This window comes from Actibacterium naphthalenivorans, assembly GCF_014196965.1.
GTDB classification, from domain to species: domain Bacteria; phylum Pseudomonadota; class Alphaproteobacteria; order Rhodobacterales; family Rhodobacteraceae; genus Actibacterium_A; species Actibacterium_A naphthalenivorans.
In genome coordinates, this window is sequence record NZ_JACIEQ010000001.1 from 339,910 (window position 1) to 365,553 (window position 25,644).

A 25,644-nucleotide genomic window follows, 5' to 3' on the forward strand; every position below is an offset into this window, starting at 1 on the left:
CAACTCTCCCATTTTTTATGACTCGGCCTGCACATCCGACATCCGAGTCGCATGTGATTTAAGGAACCACGCCTTTGAAATCCCCCGAAAATCTGCGGCAAAGGTTGCTGCGTGATCTGAAGTCCGCCCATGACGGCCTTGATGGGCTGGTTTCGCGGTTCGATCTTGGCGAAAACGGCGGTCTGAAAGCGTTCCTGCTTATGCACGAAGCAGCTTTGAAGAACATACCGATGACGCATCTCAGCTCCGCCTCAGCGACTGCTATTGGCGACCTCTTGCAACGCGCGCGCCTGGATCTTGCCACTCTCGGGGTGCGCCCGATGGTCCTGGACCGGCCCTTGAACAGGAATATCCAGCCGCTCGCCGTGGACTATGTCATCGGTGGTTCGCGCTTGGGCGCCGAGGTTCTGAAGCGACGGTGGCAAGCATCCGCGACCGCCCGCTCCGGCTCGGGCACGGCGTATATGAACGCGCCACGTCATCTCGACGCCTGGCGCAGTTTCTGCGAACACGCGCTGACGCTTGCTGCGGATACGCCCTACGCCGACAATGTCGTGCGAGACGCGGCAGACATATTCGCCCTCTTCATGACATCCGCCGAAAAGGCCCATCAGGAAACGCCACAACATGTCTGACCCAAAAACCGACAGCCAGATGGAGACGGTCGATCTGTCGAACTGCGATCGCGAACCGATCCACATTCCGGGGCGCGTTCAGGGCTTTGGCTGCCTGCTTGCCGTTTCGTCGGACTGGATGATCGCGCATGCGTCAACCAATTGTACCGACCTGCTGGGATGCGACGCCGAGGACCTGATCGGCAAGCGGTTCATCGACTTTTTCAACCAAGAGACCGTGCATCATCTCCGGACACGGATTCAGACCCTTGCGCATCAGACCGGCGTGGCGCGGGTGTTCCGCTATGATCTCAACGGCGACGGTCGTCTGTTCGACATATCGATCCACCGGGCCGGTCGCTATCTGGTGTTCGAATTCGAAGAGCGGCACCACGCCGAAAACCAGCGCGACGACTCAGGCCTGGTTCAGGCATTGATCGCCCGTGTGCAACGCCATGATACGGTAGAAAAGGCTTCGCAAGAAGCGGCGCGCGCCTTGCAGGCCCTGATCGGCATGTCGCGGGTCATGGTCTATCGCTTCGAGGAAGACGGAACGGGCACCGTGATCGCCGAGGCTCTGTACGGCGCGGACGAACCTTATCTTGGCCTTCGGTATCCGGCGAGCGATATTCCGAAACAGGCCCGTGAGCTTTACAAACGCAGCCTGTTGCGCATCATCCCGGATGCAGATGGCGAGACCTTTCCGATCATTCCTGAAAAAAGCCCGGCAGGCGCACCCCTCGACTTGTCACTCGCCACAACGCGCGCGGTTTCCCCGATCCATCTGGAATATCTTCGAAACATGGGGGTCGGGTCGTCCATGTCGGTATCCATCCTGCGCAGGGGCAAGCTGTGGGGGCTGTTTGCCTGCCACAACCCAACACCGTTCCATATCGACTATGAGCGCCGCAGCGCGGTCGAGCTGTTCGCGCAGTTGTTCAACTACGAACTCGCCCAACTCGAGACAAACCGCGAACTGGCCGATGTGGACAGCGCACGTGCGCTTCACGACAGGCTCATGCCGCAGATCTCGGCGGGCGTCACCCTGGTCGACATCTTCGACTCCGTTGCCACGGAGATTTCGGCGGTGATCCCGTTTGACGGCATCGTCATATTCTCAAACGGGGTCTTCCGCGCGAAGGGTGCGACTCCGACAGAGGAAGAATTCCTGGGGTTGGCGCGTTTTCTGAACACCGCCCAAAGCTCGGAAGTGTACGCGCTCGACTGCATTAGCTCGCGCTATGACAAGGCGAATGGCTTCGCTGATCGTGCTTGCGGGCTTCTCGCCCTGCCGATCTCGCGCACGCCTCGCGATTACCTGGTTCTTTTCCGACGCGAGATCGCCCAGTCCGTGAACTGGGCGGGCAACCCCCAGAAGCCCGTCGAGCCCGGGCCCAACGGGGTGCGGCTGACACCGCGAAAAAGCTTTGAGGCCTGGCAGGAAGTCGTGCGCGGCAAGTCGGCCCCCTGGAAGGTGAACGAGCTGCGGGCCGCCGACGCCCTGCGTGTCACGCTTCTGGAAGTCGTCCTGAAACTCGCCGACGAGGCCAACGCAAGCCGCAAACGCGCGGAAGAGCAGCAAGAATTGCTGATCGCGGAGCTGAACCACCGGGTCCGCAACATCCTCAATCTGATCCGGGGCCTGATCTCGCAGGGACAGGGCGATGCCCTGACGATCGAGGAATACAGCAGCGTGCTTGACCACCGCATCCATTCGCTCGCCCGCGCGCATGATCAACTGACCCAGAAAGAGTGGGGCTGGGTGTCGCTCACGTCATTGATCCGCACCGAAACCGAGGCGTTCCTGTCGCACAAAGCCGAACGCGTTATCATCGGCGGGGATGAGATCTCTCTTTCGCCCGCCGCCTTCACGACGATGGCGCTTGTCGTCCACGAGCTTGTGACGAACTCCGCCAAATATGGCGCGCTCAGCGACGGTTCGGGGGTGGTGCATCTGGACATCACGCTCAACCGGGATGGGGCCTGCTCCATCTCCTGGCGCGAAGTTGACGGCCCTCCTGTCCAGCCCCCCAAGCGCAAGGGCTTCGGCACCACGATCATCGAGCGCTCCATCCCGTTCGAGCTGAAAGGCAGCGCGCAAGCGCGGTACAAGATCACCGGGCTGGAGGCGGATTTCGTTCTGCCGGCGTCCCATGTCGCAAAGCTCGCGGCGCCGTCGGCTGCCGAGATCGCTGTAGCCGAGAACACGCCTCCGGCCGATGTGACCCTTCATGGCGCTGTGCTGTTGGTCGAGGATAATATGATCATCTCGATGGATGCCTCGGACATGCTGCGCGATCTGGGCGCAAGTGATGTGAACGCGGTCAGCAATGTGGCCGACGCGCTGCGGGTTCTCGAGACGAAAGATATCGCATTCGCGCTCTTGGACGTGAATCTGGGCAGCGAGCTGTCTCTGAAGGCGGCAAAGGAGTGTGCCGCGCGGGGTATTCCGGCCATTCTGGCCACGGGGTATGGCGGCAGCGGCAATGCGGTTTCCGACTTTCCACAGAAAGTCGTGGTCAGGAAGCCATACACGATGGAACATGTCCGACGCGCTATCGCCGAGGAACTGGGATAGCCGCCCTGAAGAGACACGCTTCCTCCGTCGTCCCACCTTCCCTATTCCAACAAGATCGCGCACCTGACGATCCCGGCGCCGGTCCGCCGCGAAAAAGGCCGGCGCACTGGCCGGCCTTTCCCACGGGTCGCTTCGGGCCGCGCTATTCGATGATCACTTCGGCCGTCGGGCGCGGCGTGGCTGCGGTTTCGGTCGGCAGCACAGGTACCGTGACCTCGGGCACCGTGCCGGTCAGCGTGTCCAGGAACGCCACCAGCTGATCGGCCTCTTCGTCGGCCAGTTCCTCGCCCAGCTGCGACTCGGCCATGATCTGCACCGCGACCTTCAGATCCCACACCTTGCCCGAATGGAAATAGGGCGCGGTCACGGCCACGTTGCGCAAAGGTGCGGCCCGGAACACGTATTCGTCATCCGCGGTGTCGGTCACCGCGAACCGGCCCTTATCGCCCACCGGCAGGATATCGGCGCCGGGCTTCTCGATCAGGCCGAACGGGTGATAGCCCTCACCACCCACATTCACGCCGCTGTGGCAGGCGATGCAGCCCTTGTCCATGAACAGTTCCAGCCCCGCGCGCTCCATCTCGGTCAGCGCCATGTCATCGCCGTTCAGGAAGGCGTCGAACGGCGCGGGGGTGATCAGCGTCGCCTCGAACGCCTCGATCGCACGGGCCATGTTGTCGAACGAGACCGGCTCGGCGTCATCAGGGAAGGCAGCGTTGAACCAGGCCACGTAGTCGGTCATCGAATTCAGCGTGAGCACCACGTTTTCCGGCGTGTTCGCCATCTCGACCCCGGCCTGGATCGGCCCCTTGGCCTGCGCCTTCAGGTCGTTGGCGCGGCCGTCCCAGAACTGTGCCTCGTTCAGCACCGCGTTCAGAACGGTCGGCGAATTGCGCGGCCCCTTCTGCCAGCCATGGCCGATCGAGGTTTCTTGATTGTCATCCCCGCCGGTGGCCAGGTTGTGGCAGGAATAACAGCTGAACACGCCCGAGGCCGACAGCCGCGGATCGAAGAACAGCGATTTGCCCAGCGCGATCTTTTCGGGCGTGACCCGGTTGTCCGCGATTTGCGGCACGGTAGAGGGTAGCGGCTGAAAAAAATCGAGCGCCGCGTCGCGCAAATCGTCGGCCGCAGCGGCGCCCGTCATCGCGGTTGTCACAAGGAAGGACGCAAGAAGACGTTTCATAGGATCACCTATCGTTCGTGTTCGAATTTCTCGCGCGTCCAGCCACAGGATGCCTGCGCCTCAGGGGGCGGCCTTGCTCCAGATCATTTTTATTAGAAACATTCTAACTTATCGCGCGTCACCCGCCCCTTGCCTGCGTCTCGCCCCCCGCGTAAGCCTAGGCCACCCTTCGCAAGAGCGTGCCGCGTGTTTGTCTATCGCCTTCTTCTTTGCCTCGCCGCCCCCTATTTCGCCCTGAAGCTGTGGCGCGGTGCGCCCGAGGGCGCCGTGCAGCAGCGGCTCGGCGGCGATGGCGGGGGTGCACGCGCAGGGGCTGTTTTCTGGCTGCACGCCGCCTCGAACGGCGAGCTGACCGCGGCCCGGCCGCTGATCGACACGCTTCTGGCCCGCGATCCGCGCCTTTCACTGGTCGTCACCTGCAATTCCGACAGTGGCCGTGCCCTGGTCGAACGCTGGGGGCTGGGCCGGGTTTCCGCCCGGCTGGCGCCGCTGGATTACCGGCTGACCCTGCGCCGGTTCATCGCCAACTGGCAGCCCGATGCGCTGATCCTTGTGGAAAGCGAGCTGTGGCCGAACCGGATGGTGACGATGAACGAACTGTCACGCCCGGTGGTGATCGTGTCGGCGCGGATGTCGGAGAAAAGCGCCGCGTTCTGGCGCCGGCTACCGGGGTTGGCGCGGCGGGTGATGGGAACCATCAGCTTTCTGTCGGCGCAGGACGCGGCATCAGAGGCGCGTTTCGTGACACTCGGCCTGTCTGACGCGCAGATCGGCGAGGCCCAGAACCTGAAGCTTCAGGGGCGGAAAGGCGCGTTTGACAAGGCCGAGAAAACCCGGCTGTCGGGCGTGTTCAGCCGCGACAAGACCATGCTGGCCGCCTCTACCCACGAGGGAGAGGAAACGCTTCTGATCCGCGGGTTCAAAGAGGCGCAGGCACAACAGCCCGGCCTGAAGCTGATCCTCGCCCCGCGCCACCCGCGGCGCAGCGCCGAAATTCGCGCGCTGCTGGCCGGCCACGACATGCGCTTCGCCACGCGTTCTCTGGGCGAGGAACCGGATGCGCAGACGCAGGTCTATCTTGCCGATACGCTGGGCGAGATGCCACTGTGGTACGAACTGGCCGCGACAACCTTCGTCGGCGGCTCTCTGGTCACGCGGGGGGGGCATACCCCGCTTGAGCCCGCCGCCCATGGCAGCGCCCTGCTGCACGGGCCGCATCTGGACAATTTCGCCGAAGTCTACGCGGCGTTGCAGGAAAACGGCGCGTCGATCCGGATCACCGGATCGGCCGAGCTGGCCCACGCACTGTTGTCGCTGAGTGCGGCAGACCGGGCGGAAATGGCGGCGCGCGCGAACAGGGTGATTGCCGGGCTGCAGGGCGACGCCGGGCTCACCGCCATCGCGGACAAGATCGCGGATCTGACCAGGGGCGTGGCCCTGCAGGCGCCCGGCCAGAGCAGCTGATCCCCGCGGCCGCGCTATTGCAACGGATAGCGTGCAAGCTCTTCATAGCTGGCGCCGCTCGGGCCCAGATGCGAGCGTAACAGCCGGAAATCCGTTACCGTCATCGCGTGCGAGGAAAAGCCCATGCGGCCGGCCATGAAATGCGCCATCCGGGGCTTGTCGAGCCGGGCCGCATTGAGGCGCGCCAGCGTGACATGGGGCACGAACCGCCGCGCGTCGATCGCGATACCGGCGTTTCGGGCCGCCGTTTCAACCTTGCCCTGCAGATGCCGCAACGGCGCACTTTCCACCACCCCGGCATAGAGGGCGCGCGGCCTGGCGCCCCCGAACATTCCCAGCCCCGAAAGCCGCAGGTCGAACCCCGGCGCCGCGATATGCTGAAATGCGTGATGCGCCTCTTCCAGCGCGGTCTCGTCAACCTCGCCCAGAAAAGCCAGTGTCAGGTGCAGGTTTTCCACCGGCACCACACGGGGCGCGGGCATGCCCTGTTGAAGCGTGGCAAGAGCGTCCAGCACCGGCTCCGGCAGAGACAGGGCGACAAAGGCGCGGATCACGGCGCGGCCCGCCGCCCCAGAACCGCCAGCCGCGCCCGCAGTTCCGCCCCCACCGCACCGGCGCGGGGCGCGTCGCGCAGGGTGGTGAACAGGTGTTCGGGCACGTCGCGGCCGCGCCTGTTTCCCTCCCAGCTCAGGGAGCGCAGCACTGCCTCGGCCGGCTTCGGCAGGCGGTCGGGGATGTCATGCCCCGCCAGCGTCGCCCAGACCCCGGCCCACAGCCGCCCGACCGACCACGGGTTGTACCCGCCCCCGCCCAGCACCAGATAGCGCGGCGACAAGGGCCGCAGCGCCGCCACCACCGCCCAATGCGCGTTGTTCGACAGCGACAGACGCGACAGCGGGTCTTCCTCCACCGCGTCGGCCCCGCATTGCAGCACGATGGCATCAGCCCGGAACGCCGCCACGCGCGGCAGGATCAGCGCATCCAGAACCGCGGCCATTTCACTGTCGTTCAACCCGCGCGGCACCGGCAGGTTGAAGACATTGCCGCCCCCGTCATCGCCAAGTGCGCCGGTAAAGGGCCAGCGTTTCTCCTCATGCACCGAAATCAGCAGCGTTTCGGGATCGCCGGCGAAGGCCAGCTCGACCCCGTCGGGGTGATGCGCGTCGATATCCACATAGGCCACCCGCCGCGCCCCCGCCCGCCGGAGCGACAGGATCGCCAGCACCGGATCGTTGAGAAAGCAGAACCCGTTGGCCCGGTCCGGCATCCCGTGATGGGTGCCGCCCGCCGGGTGATAGATCACGCCGCCGTCCGCCAGCAACTCGCCCGCCAGAAGCGATCCGCCGGCCCCCGTCGCGGGGCGCCGGTACATCTCGGGGTAGACCGGGTTGGAATGGGTGCCGATATGATACCGTGCCCGCGTTTCGTCACTCACCACCTGCTCGGCCTCGGCCCGCTGCAGCGCCGCCAGATAGGCAGGGTCATGCCAGATGCCCAGCGCCGCGGGCTTGGCGCGCGGGCTGGCGACATAGCGCGCCGGCGGCAGCCATCCCATCGCGCGGGTCAGATCAATCACCGTGGAAACCCGCGGGATCCGCAGCGGATGCCAGGGCCCGAAGCTGGATTTGCGGTATATCTCCGATCCTATGAAACGCGGCGGTTCGGCGGTCACGGCGCCAGTTGCGCCTCGATCGCGCGGGTGATCGCGCGCGCCTGCGGCCTGGTCAGCGATCCCCATGCCTCTACCACCGTGCCATCGGTGCCGATCAGCACCTTGTTGAAATTCCAGCTTGGCACAAAGCCCGTGGTTTCCGCCACCCATTGATAGAACGGATGTGCCCGATCTCCGCGCACATGAGTGATCTCGGTCATCGGCAGATCCAGATCAAAGGTGGTGGCGCAAAAATCCTTCACCTCTTCGGCGCTTCCCAGCTCCTGCCGGAAATCGTTCGACGGCACGGCCAGCACCACCAGCCCGCGGTCTCGATAGCTGTCGTACAGCGCCTGCAGCCCCTCATACTGGGGCGTGAACCCACAAAGCGAGGCGCTGTTGACCACCAGAACCGGGCGCCCGGTGAAATCATCCAGCGCAATCTCGCCGCCATCGATGGATGCAAAGACGAACCCGTTGCGCGCGGCGGCGGGATGACCCAAGGTAAGCAAAAGGAGCAGCGCAAGCAAAATTCGCATCGGAAGGCCTCTGTCGTGCATCATCCGCCGCATGGGCAGTTAACCCTTCAGGCAGGCAGGTCAAGCGCGGGCAGCAGGACATTTTTACTGATAACAGTGCGCGCAGCTATTGCCAAAAGTGATTTTCGACTATGAACATTGGACATAAAGTCGCGACAAGACAGAGCGCGAACATGGGATGAGCAGACATTGACGGTGCAGAAAACGACACATCTGCCGATCTCGATCGGGCAAGCGGCGAAGCGTGACATACGCACACAGTTCGCCGCCCTGTGTTACCGCATCGTCAAGGACAAGCCCCAGGTGCTGCTGATCACCAGCCGCGATACCGGGCGCTGGATCATCCCCAAGGGCTGGCCGATGGAAGGGGTAAGCCCGGCAAAGGCCGCCGCGCAGGAAGCGTGGGAAGAGGCAGGCGCCGAAGGGCGCACCCACGACCTGGTGTTGGGCGTCTATTCCTACGACAAGATCATGCCGAACGAAGCCGCCCTTCCCTGCGTTGTCGCCGTGTTCCCGCTGCGGGTAAAGCGGCTGGCCGCGAACTATCCCGAAAAAGGCCAGCGCAAGCGCAAATGGCACTCGCTCAAGAAAGCCGCCGCACGGGTGAACGAGGCCGAACTGGCGCAGATCATCGCCGGGTTCGACCCCCATCGCCTGCGCTGGTGATCCGGCTTGGGCATTGATTTCCCCGAGGTTTTGCCTATTTCTTGGTCAGATACCCGATTTGTGGAGCGCACATGATCCGCTATGCCCTGTCTTGCAAGGATGGTCACCAGTTCGAAAGCTGGTTCCAGTCGGCTGAGGCTTTCGAAAAGCTTCAGACGGGTGGCATGGTATCCTGCGCGGTGTGTGGCGGCGGCGGCGTTCGCAAGGAGCTGATGGCGCCCAGGATCGGCGCGAGCGTGGCCGAACCCGATCAGCCCGATCGCAAACGCCCGCTCAGCGCACCGGCCAGCCCCGCCGAACAGGCCCTGGCAGAGATTCGGCGCAAGATCGAGGAAACCTCTGACTACGTCGGTGGTGATTTCGTGAAAGAGGCGCGGCGCATGCATCAGGGCGACGCCCCCGCACGGTCGATCTATGGCGAGGCCAGGCTCGAAGAGGCCCGCAAGCTGATCGACGACGGGGTGCCGGTGGCCCCCCTGCCCTTCCTGCCCGGCCGCAAGGCGAACTGAGATGCCGCTGACCGCCCTTGTCACCGGCGCGAATCGCGGCATCGGCCTGCAACTCGTCCGCGGTTATGCCGCCGACGGTGACAGCCCCATCGGCACCCACCGCGGCAGCGCCGCGCCGCAGGTGCCGGGCGTGCGCTGGGAAACGCTCGACGTTGCCGAACCGGCCTCGCAGGCGGCGCTGGCCCATACGCTGGCGGCGCACCCGATCGACCTGCTGGTCTGCAACGCCGGCCTTTACCTTGATGGCGGCGAAAACCTCGCCGGCGGCTACCCCCCGGAGATGTGGGCGCAGATGTTCGCGACCAACGTGACCGGCGTGTTCCTCACGGTGCAAAGCCTGCTGCCCAACCTGCAACTGTCTGCCGCGCCGAAAATCGCGATCATCTCATCCCAGATGGCATCGCACACCCGCGCGCCGGGCCGCTCGTATATCTATCGCAGTTCCAAGGCGGCGGCGCTGAACCTGGGCCGGAACCTGGCCACCGACCTCAAGCCTCTGGGCATCGCGGTGGGCATCTATCATCCCGGCTGGGTGAAAACCGAAATGGGCGGCGAAAGCGCCGAGATCACCGCCGAACAGGCGAGCGCGGGGCTGCGCGCCCGGTTCGCGGCGCTGCGCCTGGAAACCACGGGCTGTTTCGAAACCTGGGATGGCCACCCCCACGCCTACTGACGGGGCTGTGGCGAAACCAACTGCCACTTGCCCTTCCCCCGCCCTTGACCTAGGAAGCGGCGCAATTGAACGGGCGGAGGGGCGCGGATGCCGCTTCTTGTGATGAAATTCGGCGGCACCTCGGTGGCCGATCTTGACCGCATCAGGAATGCGGCGGGAAAAGTGCGCCGCGAGGTCGAGCGCGGCTATGACGTGATCGTCATCGTGTCGGCCATGTCGGGCAAAACCAACGAGCTGGTCGGCTGGGTCGAGCAGACCTCGCCCATGTTCGACGCGCGTGAATATGACGCCGTGGTCAGTTCGGGCGAGAATGTGACCGCCGGGTTGATGGCGCTGACGCTTCAGGAAATGGACGTGCCGGCGCGCAGCTGGCAGGGCTGGCAGGTGCCGCTGAAAACCACCAGCGCCCATTCCGCCGCCCGGATCGAGGAAATCCCGCGCGCCAATATCGACGCCAAATTCGCCGAAGGCATGCGCGTGGCCGTGGTCGCGGGCTTTCAGGGCATCAGCCCCGAGGGCCGGATCACCACGCTGGGCCGGGGCGGCTCCGACACCACCGCCGTGGCCTTTGCCGCCGCCTTCGGGGCCGAACGCTGTGACATCTACACCGACGTGGACGGCGTCTATACCACCGACCCGCGCATCGAGGACAAGGCCCGCAAGCTCGACAAGATCGCCTTCGAGGAAATGCTGGAACTCGCCAGCCTGGGCGCGAAGGTGCTGCAAACCCGTTCCGTCGAACTGGCGATGCGCTATAAGGTGCGGCTGCGGGTGCTGTCCAGCTTCGAGGAAAACACCGAAAACTCCGGCACGCTCGTCTGTGACGAGGAGGATATCATGGAAAAGAACGTCGTCTCCGGTGTCGCCTATGTGCGCGACGAGGCCAAAATGACCCTGATCTCGGTCGCCGACCGCCCTGGCATCGCCGCCGCCATCTTCGGCCCGCTGTCCGACGCGGGCGTGAATGTGGACATGATCGTGCAGAATATCAGCGAGGAAGGCCGCACCGACATGACCTTTTCCTGCCCGGTCAATCAGGTCGCGCGCGCCGAAAAGGCGATGCAGGACGCAAAGGAAAAGGGCGAGATCAACTTTCACGATCTGGTCGCCGACACCGATGTCGCCAAGGTGTCGGTCGTGGGGATCGGCATGCGCAGCCATGCGGGCGTTGCCAGCCAGATGTTCAAGGCACTCTCCTCCGAGGGGATCAACATCAAGGTCATCACAACCTCCGAGATCAAGATTTCGGTGTTGATCGACCGGAAATATATGGAACTTGCCGTGCAAGCCCTCCATGATGCGTTCGGACTGGACAAAGCAGCCTGAACAGCGGGGGCAGATGCCCGATCGGACCGAAAGCGAAAGCCGCAAACTGCTCCGGCGTTTGCGTGATACTCTTGCCGAGCCCGGCAAGGGGCAGGAACGGCTCGACCGGATCACCCATATCATCGCTGATTCCATGCGCACCGAAGTGTGCTCGATCTACCTGTTCCGCGATGCCGAGACGCTGGAGCTGTGCGCCACCGAGGGGCTGAAAGCCGCCGCCGTCCACAAGACCCGGATGCGGGTGGGCGAGGGCCTGGTCGGCCGCGTCGCGCAAAGCGCGCAGCCCATCAACACCGGCAACGCCCCCGCCGCAAAGGGGTTTCGTTACATGCCGGAAACCGGGGAAGAGGTTTATTCCTCGTTCCTGGGGGTGCCGATCCAGCGGCTGGGCGAACGGCTGGGCGTGCTGGTCGTGCAATCCAAGGAGGCCCGCGAATTTTCCGGCGACGAGGTTTACGCGCTGGAAGTGGTCGCCATGGTGCTGGCCGAAATGACAGAGCTTGGCGCCTTCATCGGCGAGGGCGCGGCCCTGTCGCCGCTGCATCAGCGCACGGCCATGTTCCGCGGCGGTGTCGGCCAGGAAGGCGTGGCCGCGGGCCATGTCTGGCTGCACGAACCGCGCGTGGTGGTGACCAACCCGATCGCCGATGATCCCGTGTCCGAGCAGGCCCGTCTGCGTGCCGCGGTGGACGCGCTGCGGGTATCGGTGAACGACATGCTCAGCAGCGCCGACACGATCGACGGCGAGCAGAAGGATGTGCTGGAAGCCTATCGCATGTTCGCCAATTCCCGCGGCTGGCTGCGCCGGATGGAAGAGGATATCGCCCGCGGCCTGTCTGCCGAAGCCGCCGTCGAGAAAGAACAATCCACCGCCCGCGCCCGGCTGCAGACCGTCCCCGATGCCTATCTGCGCGAACGGCTGCACGATCTTGACGATCTGTCGAACCGCCTTCTGCGTATCCTGACCGGACAGGGCCAGGACACCGGCGCCGAAATGCCGCCCGATCCGATCCTGATCGCCCGAAACATCGGCCCGGGCGAGCTGTTGGCCTATGGCCGGAGCCTCAAGGGGATCGTGCTTGAAGAGGGCTCTGTCGGCAGCCATGCGGCCATCGTCGCCCGGGCGCTGGCAATCCCGCTGGTCATCAATGCCGAACGGATCACCACCGAGGCGCTGAACGGCGATGCCATTCTGGTGGACGGCGAACAGGGCGTGGTGCATCTGCGCCCCGAAGATACCGTGGCCGCCGCCTTCAACGACAAGATCGCGATGCAGGCCAAGGCGCAGGAACGCTACAGCTCGATCCGCGACAAGCCCGCCGAAACGCGGTGCGGCACGCGCATTTCGCTGCACATGAATGCCGGCCTGATGGCCGATCTGCCGTCACTCGAAGGATCGGGCGCCGAAGGGGTCGGGCTGTTCCGCACCGAGCTGCAGTTTCTGGTCCGCAACAAGGTGCCGCGCCGGGCCGAACTGGCCGCGCTTTACGCGCGGGTTCTGGATGCGTCGGGCGGGCGCCGTGTGGCCTTCCGGACGCTCGACATCGGATCCGACAAGGTGCTGCCCTACATGAAGCGCGAAGACGAACCGAACCCTGCCCTCGGCTGGCGCGCGATCCGCGTCGGGCTGGACAAGGTCGGGGTGATGCGGATGCAGCTTCAGGCGCTGATCCGGGCGGCGAACGGCCGCCCGCTGACGGTGATGTTCCCCTTCGTCGCCCAGTTCGAGGAATTCACCGCCGCCCGCGATCACCTGATGCGCGAACTGGACCGCGAGGAAAAGCTGGGCCGCCCCCTGCCCGAAAAGGTCGAGATCGGGGCGATGCTGGAAACGCCCAGCCTGGCCTATGCGCCGCGCCAGTTCTTCGAGCTGACCGATTTCATATCGATCGGCGGCAATGACCTGAAACAGTTCTTCTTCGCCGCCGACCGCGAAAACGAGCGTGTGCGCCGCCGCTATGACACGCTGAACGTCAGCTTCCTGACCTTCCTGGAGCAGATCGTGAAGCGCTGCGGCGATACCGGCACCCACCTGTCCTTCTGCGGCGAGGATGCCGGCCGCCCGATCGAGGCGCTGTGCTTTGCGGCGATCGGGATGCGCACCCTGTCGATGCGCCCGGCCTCGGTCGGGCCGGTGAAACACCTGCTGCGCAAAAGCGATCTGCGCGAGGCGCGGGCGATCATCGAAACCGCGCGCGAACGCGGCGATCAATCGGTGCGCCCCGCGATCATGGACTGGATGCGCAGCCAGAATTGGGCCGTCTAGCCCCCTACCGGCGCAGACGGCGCGACGCGGCCATCCGGGCGCGCAGTTGCTCGACCAGCAGGCCCTCGGCAACGCCGCTTTCCAGGCTCAGCCGTTTCAGCCCGAACTGCACATGGGCCATTTCCTGATAGTAGCTGGTAAAGGCGAAATTCGTCGCCGCCCCCGCCACCGCGCCGATCACCGGCACGGTCTGCGCCGCCAGCTTCTGGCCCAGGGCCGTGGCCAGCCGTGGCGCCACCCGCGCGATCACCCCGTGCATCGCCGGGCCGGTCAGGGTGACACGGGCCGCCAGAAAGCCCAGATCGGCGCCATTGTCATGCGCCAGAGGCCCCGCCGTGGCAAAGACCTGAATGCAGTCGGCCCGCACCTGATCCTGCACCGGATCGAAACCATGCGCCTCGGCGATGCCGTGAATGGCGCGCAGCAGTACCGTCGTCGTCACCGGAAGTTCGGCCAGCGCCGAGGGCAGCCCGCCAAAGCCGCCCGCCGCGCCCATCGCCGTGGTCGCCGCGGTGGTCAGCCACTTGCCGCCATCGGGAATCCTGCCGCCGCGAGACCGCCCCGCCGCATCCAGCGCCACATAAAGCGCGCGCTCCGTCGCGCTCTCCAGCCGCAGCTTGACCCGGTCGGGAAGCCGCTCCAGCAGGTTCTCGGCCCTGCCCCCCACAAGGCTGAGCACCTGCATGCCCACCCCGCCCGCCGCACGATAGCGAAGCGCCAGCGCATCAAGCGCGGCATCATGATCGGTCGGAACAACACTCAGCATCGTCGCAGTCATCGGGCCTCCAGCATGGTTTCCCGATCAAGATGGGGTGGCCCGCCCCGCCGAACAAGCCGCCTCTTGCGCGTGGCGCTCCACCTGCCCGGCCACACCGTCCCACGCCCCGGGCACAAGCGCCACGCCCAGGATCCGATCCGGGTTGGTGGGCGGCGGCATCTCCACCCCCTCCAGCCGTGCGAACCCGAACCGCCCGTAGTAAGGCGCATCACCCACCAGCATCGCCCGCGCCCAGCCTAGGGCGCGGGCCCGCTGCAGCCCCTCCTGGATCAGGAGCGCACCCAGCCCCTCGCCCTGATGGGTCGGGTGAACGGCGACAGGGCCCAGCAACAGGGCATCGGCCCCGCCCACACACACCGGCCAGAACCGGATTGCCCCGGCAACGATATTGTCCGGATCGCGCGCCACAAGGCACAGCGGTGCCACCGGCGGCACCCCGTCACGCAGCCGATAGGACGACAGCGCCTCGCGCCCCGGCGCAAAGCACAAGTCATAAAGCGCCTCGACCTCCCACCAGTCTTCCGCCCGTTCCTGTTCCAGCCGGATCACAGCCTGCCTCTCGATTTCCTGCTGGAAACGCCCCTAGCACGGGTCTAGGTCTGGAGCAAACAGGACCCAGAAGGAGCGCCTATGTTCTATCGCCCCGAAGACGGCCACGGCCTGCCGCACAATCCGTTCAACGCCATCGTGACCCCGCGCCCGATCGGCTGGATCTCGACCCGGGGCGCGAGCGGGCAGGACAACCTCGCGCCCTATTCCTTCTTCAACGCGGTGGCCTATGTGCCGCCACAGGTGATGTTCGCCACGACCTCGGCCAAGCCCGACCGGGGCGATACCAAGGACAGCCTCGGCAACATCCGCGAAACCGGCGTATTCTGCGTGAATATCGTCGAATACGCGATGCGCGACGCGATGAACGTCACCTCCGGCCCCTGGGACAAGGACGTGGACGAATTCGAAAAAGCCGGGATCGCAAAGGCGGAATGCGAGAGCATCGCCTGTTCGCGCGTGGCGCGCGCGCCTGCGGGCCTGGAATGCAGGCTGACCCGGGTGGTACCGCTGGAAGGCCGCAGCAACTTCGCCGTGTTCGGCGAAGTCGTGGGCATCCACCTGCGTGACGATTGCCTGAAGGAGGGCAAATTCGATGTCACGCATTTTCAGCCGCTCGCACGGCTGGGCTACCGCGATTACGCACGGGTGACCGAAGTGTTCACCCTGAAACGGCCCGGGGAATAACCCTTCGCGGAAAGGAGCGCCTGCGGCGCAAAGGATTTTTCATTGGGGCTCTGCCCCAAACCCCGGGATATTTGCACCAAAGCAATCGGCAGCGCCGCATACACCCTTGCTTTGGATAAAATATCCCCGCCGGAGGCATCCCGGCCCGCAGGGCCGTAACAAATGGAATGCGCCACAGGCGCTCTTTTTCGGAAGGCCCGTTCAGTGGCCGCCGCCCAGCACCCCGGTACGCACGGAATAGTTGGTGGCGATCTGATAGTCGGGGTCGTCATCGGAATCCACCATCAGTTGCCCCGCCTTGGTCAGAAGCTGATGGCAGTCGCGGCTGAGGTGGCGCAGCTGGATCTGCTTGCCCGCGGCCTCGTATTTCGCGGCCACCCCTTCGATCGCCGTCAGGGCGGACTGGTCTGCCACGCGGCTGTCGGCAAAGTCGATCACCACCCGCGATGGATCATTGGCGGGATCGAACAGTTCGGCGAACCCTTCGGCAGAGCCGAAGAACAGCGGGCCCTGGATCTGATAGACCTTGGCGCCTTCGGGGGTTGCATAGGTTTTGGCATGGATCCGCTTGGCATTGGTCCAGGCGTATTCCAGCGCTGAGACGATGACGCCGACCACGACCGCGATGGCGAGGTCGTAGAAGACCGTCGTGATCGTCACCAGCACGATCACCAGCGCATCGGCCACCGGCACCTTGCGCATGATCTTGAAGGACTGCCAGGCGAAGGTGCCGATGACCACCATGAACATCACCCCCACCAGCGCCGCCAGCGGGATCTGTTCGATCAGCGGCGAGGCGACGACGATGAACAGCAGCAGAAACAGCGCCGCGGAGATGCCCGACAGGCGCATCCGGCCGCCGGATTTCACGTTGATCATCGACTGTCCGATCATTGCGCAGCCGCCCATACCGCCAAAGAAGCCGGTAACCACATTGGCCGTGCCCTGCGCGACGCATTCCTGGCTGGCCCCGCCACGCTTGCCGGTGATCTCGCCCACCAGGTTCAGGGTCAGCAGGCTTTCGATCAGCCCGATCGCGGCCAGGATCAGCGCGTAGGGAAAGATGATCTGCAGCGTTTCGAGGTTCAGCGGCACGCCCGGCATGTGGAACCGGGGCAGGCCGCCCTCGATCGAGGCCAGGTCACCCACGCGCGGCACGTCGATGCCGAACAGGATGACCAGCGCCGCCACGATGCCGATCCCCGCCAGCGGTGCCGGGATCGCCCGGGTCAGCCGCGGGGTCACCCAGATGATCGCCATGGTCGCGCCGACCAGCGCCAGCATGGTGACGAGCGGCCAGCCCGTCATCCAGGTGCCGCCCGACATGCCGTGGCCCGATGCCTCGGCGCTGCCCGGCACCTTGAACTGGGTGAGCTGGGCGAGGAAGATCACGATGGCCAGCCCGTTGACAAAGCCCAGCATCACCGGATGCGGCACCAGCCGGATGAACTTGCCCAGCCGGAAGATGCCGGCGAGGATCTGCAGGATGCCCATCAGCACCACCGTCGCGAACAAATATTCCACCCCGTGATCGGCGACCAGCGACACCATGACCACCGCCAGCGCCCCGGTCGCGCCCGAGATCATGCCGGGCCGCCCGCCGATCAGCGCCGTGATCAGCCCGACGAGAAACGCCGCGTAAAGCCCCACCAGTGGGTGCACCCCGGCCACGAAGGCAAAGGCCACCGCCTCAGGCACCAGGGCCAGCGCCACGGTCAGCCCGGCCAGGACCTCTGTCTTCACGCCCGCGGGCGTCAGGCCGCGGGGCGACATCGAAAGGCTGGCGGGCGAGTAACGCTCCGCAAAGGCGGCGAGAAGGGATCGGGCCACGGGGGAATCCTGTGATTGGGGTCGGATGAATGCGCCACAGGTCCATAGCGGACGCGGGGCTTTGTGAAAACCGCTCCGATTACGCATGCCTGCCATGACCACACCGCATAACTTCAACCGGAAGGTTTCCCAAATCCGGCCCGCACCCTAAAACGGAGGGGAATGGAAAACATGGGGTGAGTCTGCATGGCACGGAAGATCGCGGTAATCGGCGGTTCGGGCGTTTATGATATTGACGGTCTGCAGGACGCGGAGTGGAAGACGGTGCACTCGCCCTGGGGTACGCCGTCGGATCAGGTTCTGACCGGCACGCTGGATGGCACCGCCATGGTGTTTCTGCCGCGCCACGGGCGGGGGCACGTGCACTCCCCCTCGACCGTGCCCTACCGCGCCAATATCGACGTGCTGAAGCGGCTGGGGGCGACCGATATTGTCTCTGTCTCGGCCTGCGGATCGTTTCGCGAGGAGCTGGCACCGGGCGATTTCGTGGTAATCGACCAGTTCATCGACCGCACCTTCGCACGTGAGAAATCGTTCTTCGGCACCGGCTGCGTGGCGCACGTGTCTGTCGCGCATCCCACCTGCCCGCGGCTGTCTGGCGCCTGCCTGAGCGCGGGCCTCGACGCGGGCATCACCATGCATGACGGCGGCACCTATCTGGCGATGGAAGGGCCGCAGTTTTCCAGCCTTGCGGAATCGCGGCTCTACCGCGATGTCTGGGGCTGCGACGTGATCGGCATGACCAACATGCCCGAGGCCAAACTGGCCCGTGAAGCCGAGCTTTGCTATGCGAGCGTCGCCATGATCACCGATTACGACAGCTGGCACCCCGACCACGGCGCGGTCGACATCACCGATATTGTCGCCACGCTGAAGGGAAATGCCGACAAGGCCCGCGCGCTTGTCACCCGCCTGCCGGCGTTGCTGGGCGCGCATGTGCCCTGTTCCGATGGCTGCGACAGGGCGCTGGACTATGCCATCCTGACCGGCCCGGATGCCCGCGACCCCGAGGTTGTGGCGAAACTGGATGCGGTGGCGGGGCGGGTGCTGTAGCGCCCCCTCTCACTCCGCCTGATGGTCTTTCAGAAACTGGCGGATAAAGCCGCGAATTTCCCGCGCGGCGCTTGTATCCATCTGGTTGCAAAGCTGAACGAACGCGTCGCGCTCATCCTTGTCCAGACGCAAAACGAGCTGGCTGTTCTTCTTTGCGGATTTCTTTTCGGTCTTCTTGTTCACCAGCGATCTTCCCGTGGCACTTGATATTTGGAGATGCGTTGTATATACATTTCCTATGCAAGAGCAGTACCAAAATAATTACAGTCAACAAAGGGAAAAATTGAAATGATTTTACAGGCCGCAAAAACCATGCTCGTGCGGGACCGGATGGATTGGCACAAGCCGCATCTGTCATGGGTTCCCGATTGGAACTATCGCCTGTTCCGAAACGTGAAGAAATGACCATCGGGCGCCGGTAAATCCGGTGCCCGCCCCCTGCAGCTTCTTGCGCGCGGGGCGCCCATCGGCCAAACAGTTTTCAGCCCGACCGCTACTGAAAGCCGCCACCGATGATCAACCGCCCGACCGTCAAGGACTATATCCGCACCATCGTCGACTTTCCCCATGAAGGGATCATGTTCCGCGATGTCACAACCCTGTTCGCCGATCCGCGCGGCTTTCGCATGGCGGTGGACCAGATGCTTCACCCCTTCGCCGGCCAGCCCATCGACAAGGTTGTCGGGCTCGAGGCGCGCGGCTTCATCCTGGGCGGCGCCATCGCGCATCAGCTGACCGTCGGCTTCGTGCCGATCCGCAAGAAAGGCAAGCTGCCCGGGACCACGATCAGCCAGGACTACAAGCTGGAATATGGCGAGGCGATCGTGGAAATCCACGATGACGCCATCCAGCCGGGCGAGCGTATCCTGGTGGTCGATGACCTGCTGGCCACCGGCGGCACGGCCGAGGCCGGGATCAGGCTGATCGAACGGCTGGGGGGCGAGATCGTCAGTTGTGCCTTCATCATCGACCTGCCGGAGCTGGGTGGACGCAAACGGCTGGAAGAGCTGGGGATGGATGTGCATGCGCTATGCGCGTTCGAGGGGGCGTGAAGAAGAATTTTCCCGAAAATTCTTTGGCCTGAAAAATCTTCGTGAAGATTTTTCCGCGGGCACGGCACTCATCCCTGCCGCAGCACCGCGCCGGGGTTCATGATGCCCAGCGGATCGAGCGCGCCCTTGATCGCGCGCATCGCGGCAAGCTTCGCGGGATCGCCATAGCGCTCCAGGTCTTCGACCTTGAACCGCCCCACCCCGTGCTCGGCGCTGACCGAACCGCCCATGTCATGCACCAGATCATGTACACAGCGCTTCACCGCGCCGCGCAGATGCTCATACGCGGCGCGGGTTTTGCCCGCTGCCGGAAAGACATTATAATGCAGGTTGCCATCGCCCAGATGGCCGAAACAATTGATACGGAAATCGCCGATCCGCGCCAGCGCCGGCCCCCCGCGCGCGATGAACTCGGGGATCACGCTCAGCGGCAAAGAGATGTCATGCGACGAGACCGAGCCGATCTTGCGGTTCGCCTCCGGTATGCGCTCGCGGATGTCCCAGAACGCCGCGCGCTGCGCCACCGACTGCGCGATCACCCCGTCGCTGACCAGTCCGGCCTCCGCCGCCTCGGCAAACAGCCCTTCCAGCGCTGCGGCCGGATCCTGCCCGGCGCCCAGGCCAAGATCGATCAGAACCATCCAGCCCGGCATTTCCGCAAAAGGCTGGCGTATTTCCGGCATCTTTTCGGCCAGAAACTGCAAACCCATCCGCCCGATCAGTTCAAACCCCGACACGCCACCGCCGATCCGGCGCCCCGCCATCGAGAGCAGCGCCAGCGCCGCCGCCGGGCTCTCCACCACCATCAGCGCCGCGCCCTCGGCCTCTGGCTGCGGGTAGAGCTTCAGCGCGGCGGCGGTGATCACCCCCAGCGTGCCCTCGGCCCCGATCAGCAGGTTGCGCAGATCATAGCCGGTGTTGTCCTTGCGCAGCCGCGTCAGCCCGTTCAGCACCGATCCGTCGGGCAGCACCGCCTCGAGCCCCAGGCACAGGTCGCGCGCATTGCCGTAGCGCAGCACGTTCACCCCGCCCGCATTGGTCGACAGGCACCCGCCGATCCGCGCCGACCCTTCGGACGCGAGCGTCAGCGGGAACAGCCGGCCCTGCGCCGCCGCCGCCGCCTGCACCTCGGCCAGAATCGCGCCCGCCTCGGCCACCAGCGCGTTTTCCTGCGCAAAGACGCCGCGAATGGCACGCATCCGTTCCAGCGACAGGATCACAGGCGCCGGGCCGTCGGTCATGATCTGCCCGCCGACAAGGCCGGTGCCGCCGCCATAGGGCACGATGCCCACCCGCGCCGCAGCGCAGGCGCGCATCAGCACCACCACCTCGGGCGTGCTGCCCGGGCAGACAAGCAGGCCGCCACTGCCGTGAAACCGCCCGCGCGGCTCTTGCAGATAGGCCGGTGTCAGCGGGCGGAATGCCGCCTCGGGCAGGCGCGCGCGCAGGGTGGCGGCGAAGGCGTCGGTCACGGGGTTCAACATCATGCGCTATTCCTGCCCGTCCGCCGGTCACGGCGCAAGGCCGCTCAGCCGATCCCGCGCGCCAGTTCGGCGATCTTCCGGCATGAGCGCAGGTTGCGCCCCGTCTTGGGACCGCTGCTGAAGTGGCGCGCCAACTTTTCCGCCAGCTTCGAACGCCCGAAGCCACTCGGCATGTGCAGATACAGCACGGGCCCCCCGTTGCGCCACCCGCTCGTCCGCCGTGGCGCCCCCCCCTGAAGGGGTGCGATATCCAGCGTGTCGGGCCTGCGGAGAAAAAACAGGTGGAGCGGGCTGGGGGCGTCGTCAGCCTCCGGAAACGGGTTGGCCGCAAGGGCGCCGTCGAGGGACAGCGCGATCACGTCGGGGCGAAAGCCGAACTGCGCCGCGCGGCCTTCACGAATGCTGCCGGACAGCCCATCCGGCGTGCCGTCAGCCGGGGAAACGGCATTGCCCGACTGCATGTAAGTCGCAGCATCCCCAAAGCCCTGCGCCGACAACAGCGCCCGGAAGCCCCGGCCATCGACAGCTTGTGGCACCGCCCACTTTCCCCCCGCGCAGCAGCGCAATCCAGACGCTCACTCCGCATCCCGAAGCAATGTCGGCTCCAGCACCACCACCGTGGGCCGCGATGGCAGGCTGCGCAACGACACCTCGATAAAACCGCTGCCCGGCCGTTCTACCGCGAAATCGCCCGCGATCCCCTCCAGAAACCGCTCCAGCGAATGGCCGCTGAACCAGTGCATGGGCAGCACGATGGACGAGCGCAGCCGCGTCACCACCCGGATCATGGTGGGCAGATCCAGCGTCCGGCCACCATCGACGGGCGCCATCACCACATCCAGCCGCCCCAGCGCGGCATATTGCGCGGCATCGGGTTCGTGGTGCAGATGGCCCAGATGGCCGATGCACAGGCCCGCCACCTCGAACACGAAGATGGAATTGCCGTTCTCGCGGACCGATCCGCTGTCATAGCCGCGCACATCGGTGGGCACGTTGCGCACCAGCATCTCGCCAAGGTCGAGATAGTGGTCGGCCGCCACCCCGCCCTTCGCCCAGCCCTGCAGCACGTGCGGGATCGCCGGATCGGGCGCCGCTGTCCAGTGGGTGTTGTGGGCGTTGTTCATCGTCACCACGTCGGGGATCAGTGTCGTCGGCCCCATGAACCCGGTAAAATCCGTGGCGGCGGTCAGCCCGCCCGGCGTCTCGATCAGGAACATGGAATGATCCACATAGTTGATCCGCACCGTATGCTCATCCAGCGGCGCGCCGTAGGCGGCGAGTTGAACATATTCCAGCCCCGGCGCGGCATTGGCCAGCGCGATGCAATGGCTGGGCCGGCGCTCCTGCGCGGTGGCCAAGACGGGGAAGAGGACCAGGCATAAAAGGGCAAGGCGGATCATCGGCAAACGCTCCTTTTGCCGAAGCCTAGCACGATTCTGTGCAGGTTCCGCCGCCCGGAAACCACCATCGCCGCTCACAAGAAAGTGACGGGATCAGCCGATATCGGTGCGCCCGCGCCGGTCGCCGCGCAGGTTGGCATACAGCACATGGTTGCGCCAGCGCCCGTTGATCTGCAGATAGCTTTGCGAGACGCCCTCGTATTTAAAGCCGCAGCTTTCCAGAACCCCGCGTGAGGCCACGTTTTCCGGCAGGCAGGCGGCCTCGATCCGGCTGAGATCGAGCTGGGTGAAGGCGTGATGCACCACGGCCTGAATCGCCTCGCGCATGAAACCCTGCCGCGCGAAAGGCGCGCCCACCCAATAGCCAAGCGTGCCCGCCTGCGCCGGACCCCGCCGGATATTGTCCAGCGTGATCGCCCCCACCAGGGCGCTGTCGCTGCGGCGGATCAGGAAAAGCGGTGCCGCAGTGCCCGACGACAAGGCCCGCTGCGCCCAATAGACCCGGTTGGTAAAGGCCTTGCGCGACAGGTGATCATCGGCCCAGGACGGCTCCCACGGGATCAGAAAATCGCGGCTGTTGCGGCGCAGCGCGGTCCAGGCCGTGAAATCGGTGTGCTGCGGCGGTCGCAGGGTCATGCGTTCGGTCTCGATCCTGACCTTTCGCCGCCGGCTGAGCATCAGGCGGCAAGCCTGCCTTGCAGGGCCATCAGATCGGGCGCATTGCCGACCGGCCCGTAGAGCGCCAGCGCCGCCTGACCGCCGGTCACCAAACCACCGGCAAAATCCTTGACATCTCCCGTTGTCACCGCGTCGATCCGGGCGATGGTTTCCTCCAGTTCGGGCACCCTGTCCCAGATCGCAACCAGCCGCGCCAGGCGTTCCGCCCGCGACGAGGGGCTTTCCAGCCCCATCAGCAGGCCCGCCTTCATCTGCGCCCGCGCGCGTGACACTTCGGCCGGGGTCATGTCTTCGGCGGCGCGGGCCAACTCGGCCATGGTCAGATCGGTCAGCTCGGCGATCTGGCCTTCGGAGGTACCGGCATAGATGGTGATCATGCCGGTATCGGCATAGGCGCCGGCCTGGGCGAAGATCGAATAGCACAGCCCGCGCTTTTCGCGTACTTCCTGAAACAGGCGCGAAGACATGCCGCCGCCCAGGGCGCTGGCATAGATCTGCGCGGCATAGATGCCCGGATCGCGATAGCCGGGGCTTTCGAAGGCCAGCGCGAAATGCACCTGTTCCAGCGCCTTCACCTCGCGCCGCTCGCCGCCGGCGAATTGCGCGGGGCTGGCATCGGTATGCCCGGCGGGCTCGAGATGACCAAAGAGAGCCTCGGCCAGGCGCACGATCTCGTCATGATCCACCGCGCCCGCCGCCGACAGGATCATCTGATCGGGCGCGTAATGTTCCTGCACGAACCCGTAAAGATCATCGCGCGAAAAGCTGCTGACCCGTTCCGTCGGGCCCAGGATGGTGCGCCCCAGCGCCTGTTCCGGAAAGGCCGCTTCCTGCAGCCAGTCGAACACCACATCGTCTGGCGTATCCATCACCTGCCCGATTTCCTGCAGGATCACGCCGCGCTCCACCTCGATCTCGGTCGGGTCGAACAGCGGGTTCAGCACGATATCGGCGATTACATCCAGCGCCAGCGGCACATCGGCCTCCAGCACGCGGGCGTAATAGGCGGTCATTTCACGGCTGGTATAGGCGTTGATATAGCCGCCCACATCCTCGATCTGCTCGGCGATCTGAAGCGACGTGCGCCGCTTGGTGCCCTTGAAGGCCATGTGTTCCAGGAAATGGGCAATGCCGTTCTGCTCGACCCGTTCGTGGCGCCCCCCCGCCGTGACCCATATGCCCAGGGCTGCGGATTTCAGGCCGGGCATCGCCTCGGTGACGATGCGGAAACCATTGGCAAGCCGGTGCAGTTCTACGCTCAAGCGGTACGCCTTTCCTTGATCAGCGTTTCGATCGCGGCCAAGTCGTTGGCGACGCGCGACAAACGTTCTGTCCGCTCATACAGGCCCGCCATCCGATTTGGAAGGGGGGGGCGTATGCCGGTGGCCGCTTCGACCGCGTCGGGGAACTTCGCGGGATGGGCCGTGGCCAGCGTGATCATCGGCGTGGCACCCGACAGATGCTCCTGCGCCACCTTCACGCCAACTGCGGAATGCGGGCACAAGACCTCGCCGGTGGCGGCATATGTGCCGCGGATCGTGGCGCTGGTCTCCTCCTCCGACGCGCGGCCCGAGGCGAAGGTATCCTGCAACCGCTGCAGCGCGCCCTGGCTGATCCGGAACCCGCCCTGCTCTTTCAACTCGGCCATCAGCTGCGCCACGGCGGCGCCGTCACGGTCATAAACGTCAAACAGCGCCCGTTCGAAATTCGACGACACCTGAATATCCATCGACGGGCTGATCGACGGGGTGACACCCCGTGTGACATAGCCCCCGGTGCTGAGCGCGCGGTGCAGAATGTCGTTCTGGTTGGTGGCAACCACAAGCTGCGCGATCGGCAGGCCCATGCGCCGCGCGACATAGCCGGCAAAGATATCGCCGAAATTGCCGGTGGGGACCGTAAAGCTCACCTCGCGGTGCGGCGCGCCCAGCGATACGGCGGAGGTGAAATAATACACTACCTGCGCCAGCACCCGCGCCCAGTTGATCGAGTTCACCCCCGCAAGGCCCACCCCATCGCGGAATTCGAAATCGTTGAACATGTCCTTCACGGCGGCCTGGCAATCATCGAAATCACCATCCACCGCCAGCGCATGCACATTCGCCTCGTCCGGCGTGGTCATCTGGCGGCGCTGAACCTCCGACACCCGGCCATGCGGAAACAGGATGAACACATCGACATTGTCCAGCCCCCGGAACGCCTCGATCGCCGCCGAACCGGTATCGCCGCTGGTCGCCCCCACGATGGTCACCCGCTTGCCCGACCGTTCCAGCGACGCCTGAAACAGCTGGCCGATCAGCTGCATCGCGAAATCCTTGAACGCCAGCGTGGGGCCGTGGAACAGCTCCAGCAGGAAATGGTTCGCCCCCAGTTGCACCAGCGGCGCACGGGCCGCATGGCCAAAGCCCTCATAGGCCCGCGCGATGATGGCCCGGAACTCGGCATCGGTGAAGGTATCACCGATGAACGGGCGCATGATGCGGAAGGCCGCCTCCTCATAGCTCTGCCCGGCCAGCGCCGCGATGTCGCCGGGCGCCACAGCCGGGATGGTCTCGGGCACGTAAAGCCCGCCGTCGCGGGCAAGGCCGGTCAGCATCGCCTCTTCGAAACTCAGAACCGGGGCTTGCCCCCGCGTGGAAACATAGCGCATCTGCCCTGCCC

25 protein-coding genes are annotated in these 25,644 nt (G+C 65.1%); 11 read left to right on the plus strand and 14 right to left on the minus strand.

All coding sequences use genetic code 11. The features are described from left to right. Positions 1-74: 74 nt before the first annotated feature. Both GGR17_RS01630 and GGR17_RS01635 read left to right on the plus strand, forming a co-directional pair. Positions 75-635: a heme oxygenase-like domain-containing protein gene (locus GGR17_RS01630; protein ID WP_054538355.1), complete on the plus strand. Its 561-nt coding sequence runs from the start codon at positions 75-77 to the stop codon at positions 633-635. Continuing rightward, positions 628-3,192 carry an HWE histidine kinase domain-containing protein gene (locus GGR17_RS01635; RefSeq protein ID WP_054538354.1) on the plus strand — a complete coding sequence of 855 codons (2,565 nt, stop codon included), beginning with the start codon at positions 628-630 and terminating at the stop codon, positions 3,190-3,192. Before GGR17_RS01630 ends, GGR17_RS01635 begins: the two co-directional genes overlap by 8 nt. A 142-nt stretch (positions 3,193-3,334) precedes the next feature. On the opposite strand, the gene GGR17_RS01640 is transcribed toward GGR17_RS01635, so the two are convergent. Further along, a complete protein-coding gene (locus tag GGR17_RS01640) occupies positions 3,335-4,378 on the minus strand; it encodes a cytochrome-c peroxidase (RefSeq protein WP_054538353.1) in 1,044 nt (347 codons plus the stop codon). Between the two features lie 186 nt (positions 4,379-4,564). On the opposite strand from GGR17_RS01640, the gene GGR17_RS01645 reads away from it, so the two are divergent. Beyond that, positions 4,565-5,842: a 3-deoxy-D-manno-octulosonic acid transferase gene (locus GGR17_RS01645; protein WP_054538352.1), complete on the plus strand. Its 1,278-nt coding sequence runs from the start codon at positions 4,565-4,567 to the stop codon at positions 5,840-5,842. A gap of 14 nt (positions 5,843-5,856) precedes the next feature. On the opposite strand, the gene thpR is transcribed toward GGR17_RS01645, so the two are convergent. Genes thpR through GGR17_RS01660 form a run of 3 tightly spaced genes read right to left on the minus strand, consistent with a single transcriptional unit; the run spans position 5,857 to position 8,032 of the window. After that, a complete protein-coding gene (gene thpR / locus GGR17_RS01650) occupies positions 5,857-6,396 on the minus strand; it encodes an RNA 2',3'-cyclic phosphodiesterase (RefSeq protein ID WP_054538351.1) in 540 nt (179 codons plus the stop codon). Then, the gene (locus GGR17_RS01655; protein ID WP_054540339.1) at positions 6,393-7,514 is read right to left on the minus strand and encodes an acetoin utilization protein AcuC; all 1,122 of its coding nucleotides are present in this window, start codon (positions 7,512-7,514) and stop codon (positions 6,393-6,395) included. Before GGR17_RS01655 ends, thpR begins: the two co-directional genes overlap by 4 nt. Continuing rightward, a complete protein-coding gene (locus GGR17_RS01660) occupies positions 7,511-8,032 on the minus strand; it encodes a glutathione peroxidase (protein WP_054540338.1) in 522 nt (173 codons plus the stop codon). The genes GGR17_RS01655 and GGR17_RS01660 overlap by 4 nt, the downstream gene beginning before the upstream one ends. Before the next feature lie 195 nt (positions 8,033-8,227). Here GGR17_RS01660 and GGR17_RS01665 point away from each other — a divergent pair, with 195 nt between their 5' ends. From GGR17_RS01665 to ptsP, 5 genes are all read left to right on the plus strand, one after another. Further along, positions 8,228-8,698: an NUDIX hydrolase gene (locus GGR17_RS01665; protein WP_144244512.1), complete on the plus strand. Its 471-nt coding sequence runs from the start codon at positions 8,228-8,230 to the stop codon at positions 8,696-8,698. Positions 8,699-8,769: 71 nt separating this feature from the next. After that, the gene (locus GGR17_RS01670) at positions 8,770-9,207 is read left to right on the plus strand and encodes a DUF1178 family protein (protein WP_054538350.1); all 438 of its coding nucleotides are present in this window, start codon (positions 8,770-8,772) and stop codon (positions 9,205-9,207) included. Positions 9,208-9,214: 7 nt separating this feature from the next. Then, positions 9,215-9,880, plus strand: coding sequence for an SDR family NAD(P)-dependent oxidoreductase (locus GGR17_RS01675; protein WP_235974423.1), 666 nt, complete (start codon positions 9,215-9,217; stop codon positions 9,878-9,880). 87 nt (positions 9,881-9,967) lie between these two features. Further along, positions 9,968-11,206 (plus strand): aspartate kinase, encoded by a 1,239-nt coding sequence (locus GGR17_RS01680; protein WP_037204349.1) that lies wholly within the window; start codon positions 9,968-9,970, stop codon positions 11,204-11,206. A 13-nt stretch (positions 11,207-11,219) separates the two neighbouring features. Further along, the gene (gene ptsP, locus GGR17_RS01685) at positions 11,220-13,472 is read left to right on the plus strand and encodes a phosphoenolpyruvate--protein phosphotransferase (protein WP_054540337.1); all 2,253 of its coding nucleotides are present in this window, start codon (positions 11,220-11,222) and stop codon (positions 13,470-13,472) included. A 4-nt stretch (positions 13,473-13,476) separates the two neighbouring features. Here the strand turns inward: ptsP and GGR17_RS01690 are convergent, their stop codons facing one another. Further along, positions 13,477-14,250, minus strand: coding sequence for an EcsC family protein (locus tag GGR17_RS01690; RefSeq protein WP_054538348.1), 774 nt, complete (start codon positions 14,248-14,250; stop codon positions 13,477-13,479). Positions 14,251-14,274: 24 nt separating this feature from the next. Continuing rightward, on the minus strand, positions 14,275-14,799 hold the full coding sequence (locus GGR17_RS01695; RefSeq protein ID WP_054538347.1) for a GNAT family N-acetyltransferase: 525 nt from the start codon (positions 14,797-14,799) through the stop codon (positions 14,275-14,277). A gap of 81 nt (positions 14,800-14,880) precedes the next feature. Between GGR17_RS01695 and GGR17_RS01700 the strand changes: the two genes are divergently transcribed. Continuing rightward, positions 14,881-15,486: a flavin reductase family protein gene (locus GGR17_RS01700; RefSeq protein WP_054538346.1), complete on the plus strand. Its 606-nt coding sequence runs from the start codon at positions 14,881-14,883 to the stop codon at positions 15,484-15,486. 201 nt (positions 15,487-15,687) lie between these two features. On the opposite strand, the gene GGR17_RS01705 is transcribed toward GGR17_RS01700, so the two are convergent. Beyond that, positions 15,688-17,259 (minus strand): SulP family inorganic anion transporter, encoded by a 1,572-nt coding sequence (locus GGR17_RS01705; protein WP_082386730.1) that lies wholly within the window; start codon positions 17,257-17,259, stop codon positions 15,688-15,690. 243 nt (positions 17,260-17,502) lie between these two features. Here GGR17_RS01705 and GGR17_RS01710 point away from each other — a divergent pair, with 243 nt between their 5' ends. Beyond that, positions 17,503-18,369 carry an S-methyl-5'-thioadenosine phosphorylase gene (locus GGR17_RS01710; protein WP_054538344.1) on the plus strand — a complete coding sequence of 289 codons (867 nt, stop codon included), beginning with the start codon at positions 17,503-17,505 and terminating at the stop codon, positions 18,367-18,369. Between the two features lie 9 nt (positions 18,370-18,378). Here GGR17_RS01710 and GGR17_RS01715 read toward each other — a convergent pair whose 3' ends face one another. Beyond that, positions 18,379-18,552 carry a hypothetical protein gene (locus GGR17_RS01715; RefSeq protein WP_173585954.1) on the minus strand — a complete coding sequence of 58 codons (174 nt, stop codon included), beginning with the start codon at positions 18,550-18,552 and terminating at the stop codon, positions 18,379-18,381. A 329-nt stretch (positions 18,553-18,881) separates the two neighbouring features. On the opposite strand from GGR17_RS01715, the gene GGR17_RS01720 reads away from it, so the two are divergent. Continuing rightward, positions 18,882-19,421, plus strand: a complete 540-nt coding sequence (locus tag GGR17_RS01720) for an adenine phosphoribosyltransferase (RefSeq protein WP_054538343.1) — start codon at positions 18,882-18,884, stop codon at positions 19,419-19,421. A gap of 68 nt (positions 19,422-19,489) precedes the next feature. Here the strand turns inward: GGR17_RS01720 and GGR17_RS01725 are convergent, their stop codons facing one another. The 6 genes from GGR17_RS01725 to thrC form a co-directional block, all read right to left on the minus strand. After that, positions 19,490-20,905, minus strand: a complete 1,416-nt coding sequence (locus GGR17_RS01725; RefSeq protein ID WP_054540336.1) for an FAD-binding oxidoreductase — start codon at positions 20,903-20,905, stop codon at positions 19,490-19,492. 44 nt (positions 20,906-20,949) lie between these two features. Continuing rightward, complete coding sequence (locus GGR17_RS01730; protein ID WP_162231809.1) at positions 20,950-21,441, minus strand: DUF1697 domain-containing protein; 492 nt, start codon at positions 21,439-21,441, stop codon at positions 20,950-20,952. Between the two features lie 39 nt (positions 21,442-21,480). Continuing rightward, on the minus strand, positions 21,481-22,305 hold the full coding sequence (locus tag GGR17_RS01735) for an MBL fold metallo-hydrolase (protein WP_054538341.1): 825 nt from the start codon (positions 22,303-22,305) through the stop codon (positions 21,481-21,483). A 93-nt stretch (positions 22,306-22,398) separates the two neighbouring features. Continuing rightward, positions 22,399-22,983 carry a GNAT family N-acetyltransferase gene (locus tag GGR17_RS01740; protein ID WP_037204324.1) on the minus strand — a complete coding sequence of 195 codons (585 nt, stop codon included), beginning with the start codon at positions 22,981-22,983 and terminating at the stop codon, positions 22,399-22,401. Continuing rightward, positions 22,983-24,245 (minus strand): M16 family metallopeptidase, encoded by a 1,263-nt coding sequence (locus GGR17_RS01745; protein ID WP_054538340.1) that lies wholly within the window; start codon positions 24,243-24,245, stop codon positions 22,983-22,985. Before GGR17_RS01745 ends, GGR17_RS01740 begins: the two co-directional genes overlap by 1 nt. Then, complete coding sequence (thrC, locus tag GGR17_RS01750; RefSeq protein ID WP_054538339.1) at positions 24,242-25,633, minus strand: threonine synthase; 1,392 nt, start codon at positions 25,631-25,633, stop codon at positions 24,242-24,244. The genes GGR17_RS01745 and thrC overlap by 4 nt, the downstream gene beginning before the upstream one ends. Positions 25,634-25,644 lie beyond the last annotated feature (11 nt).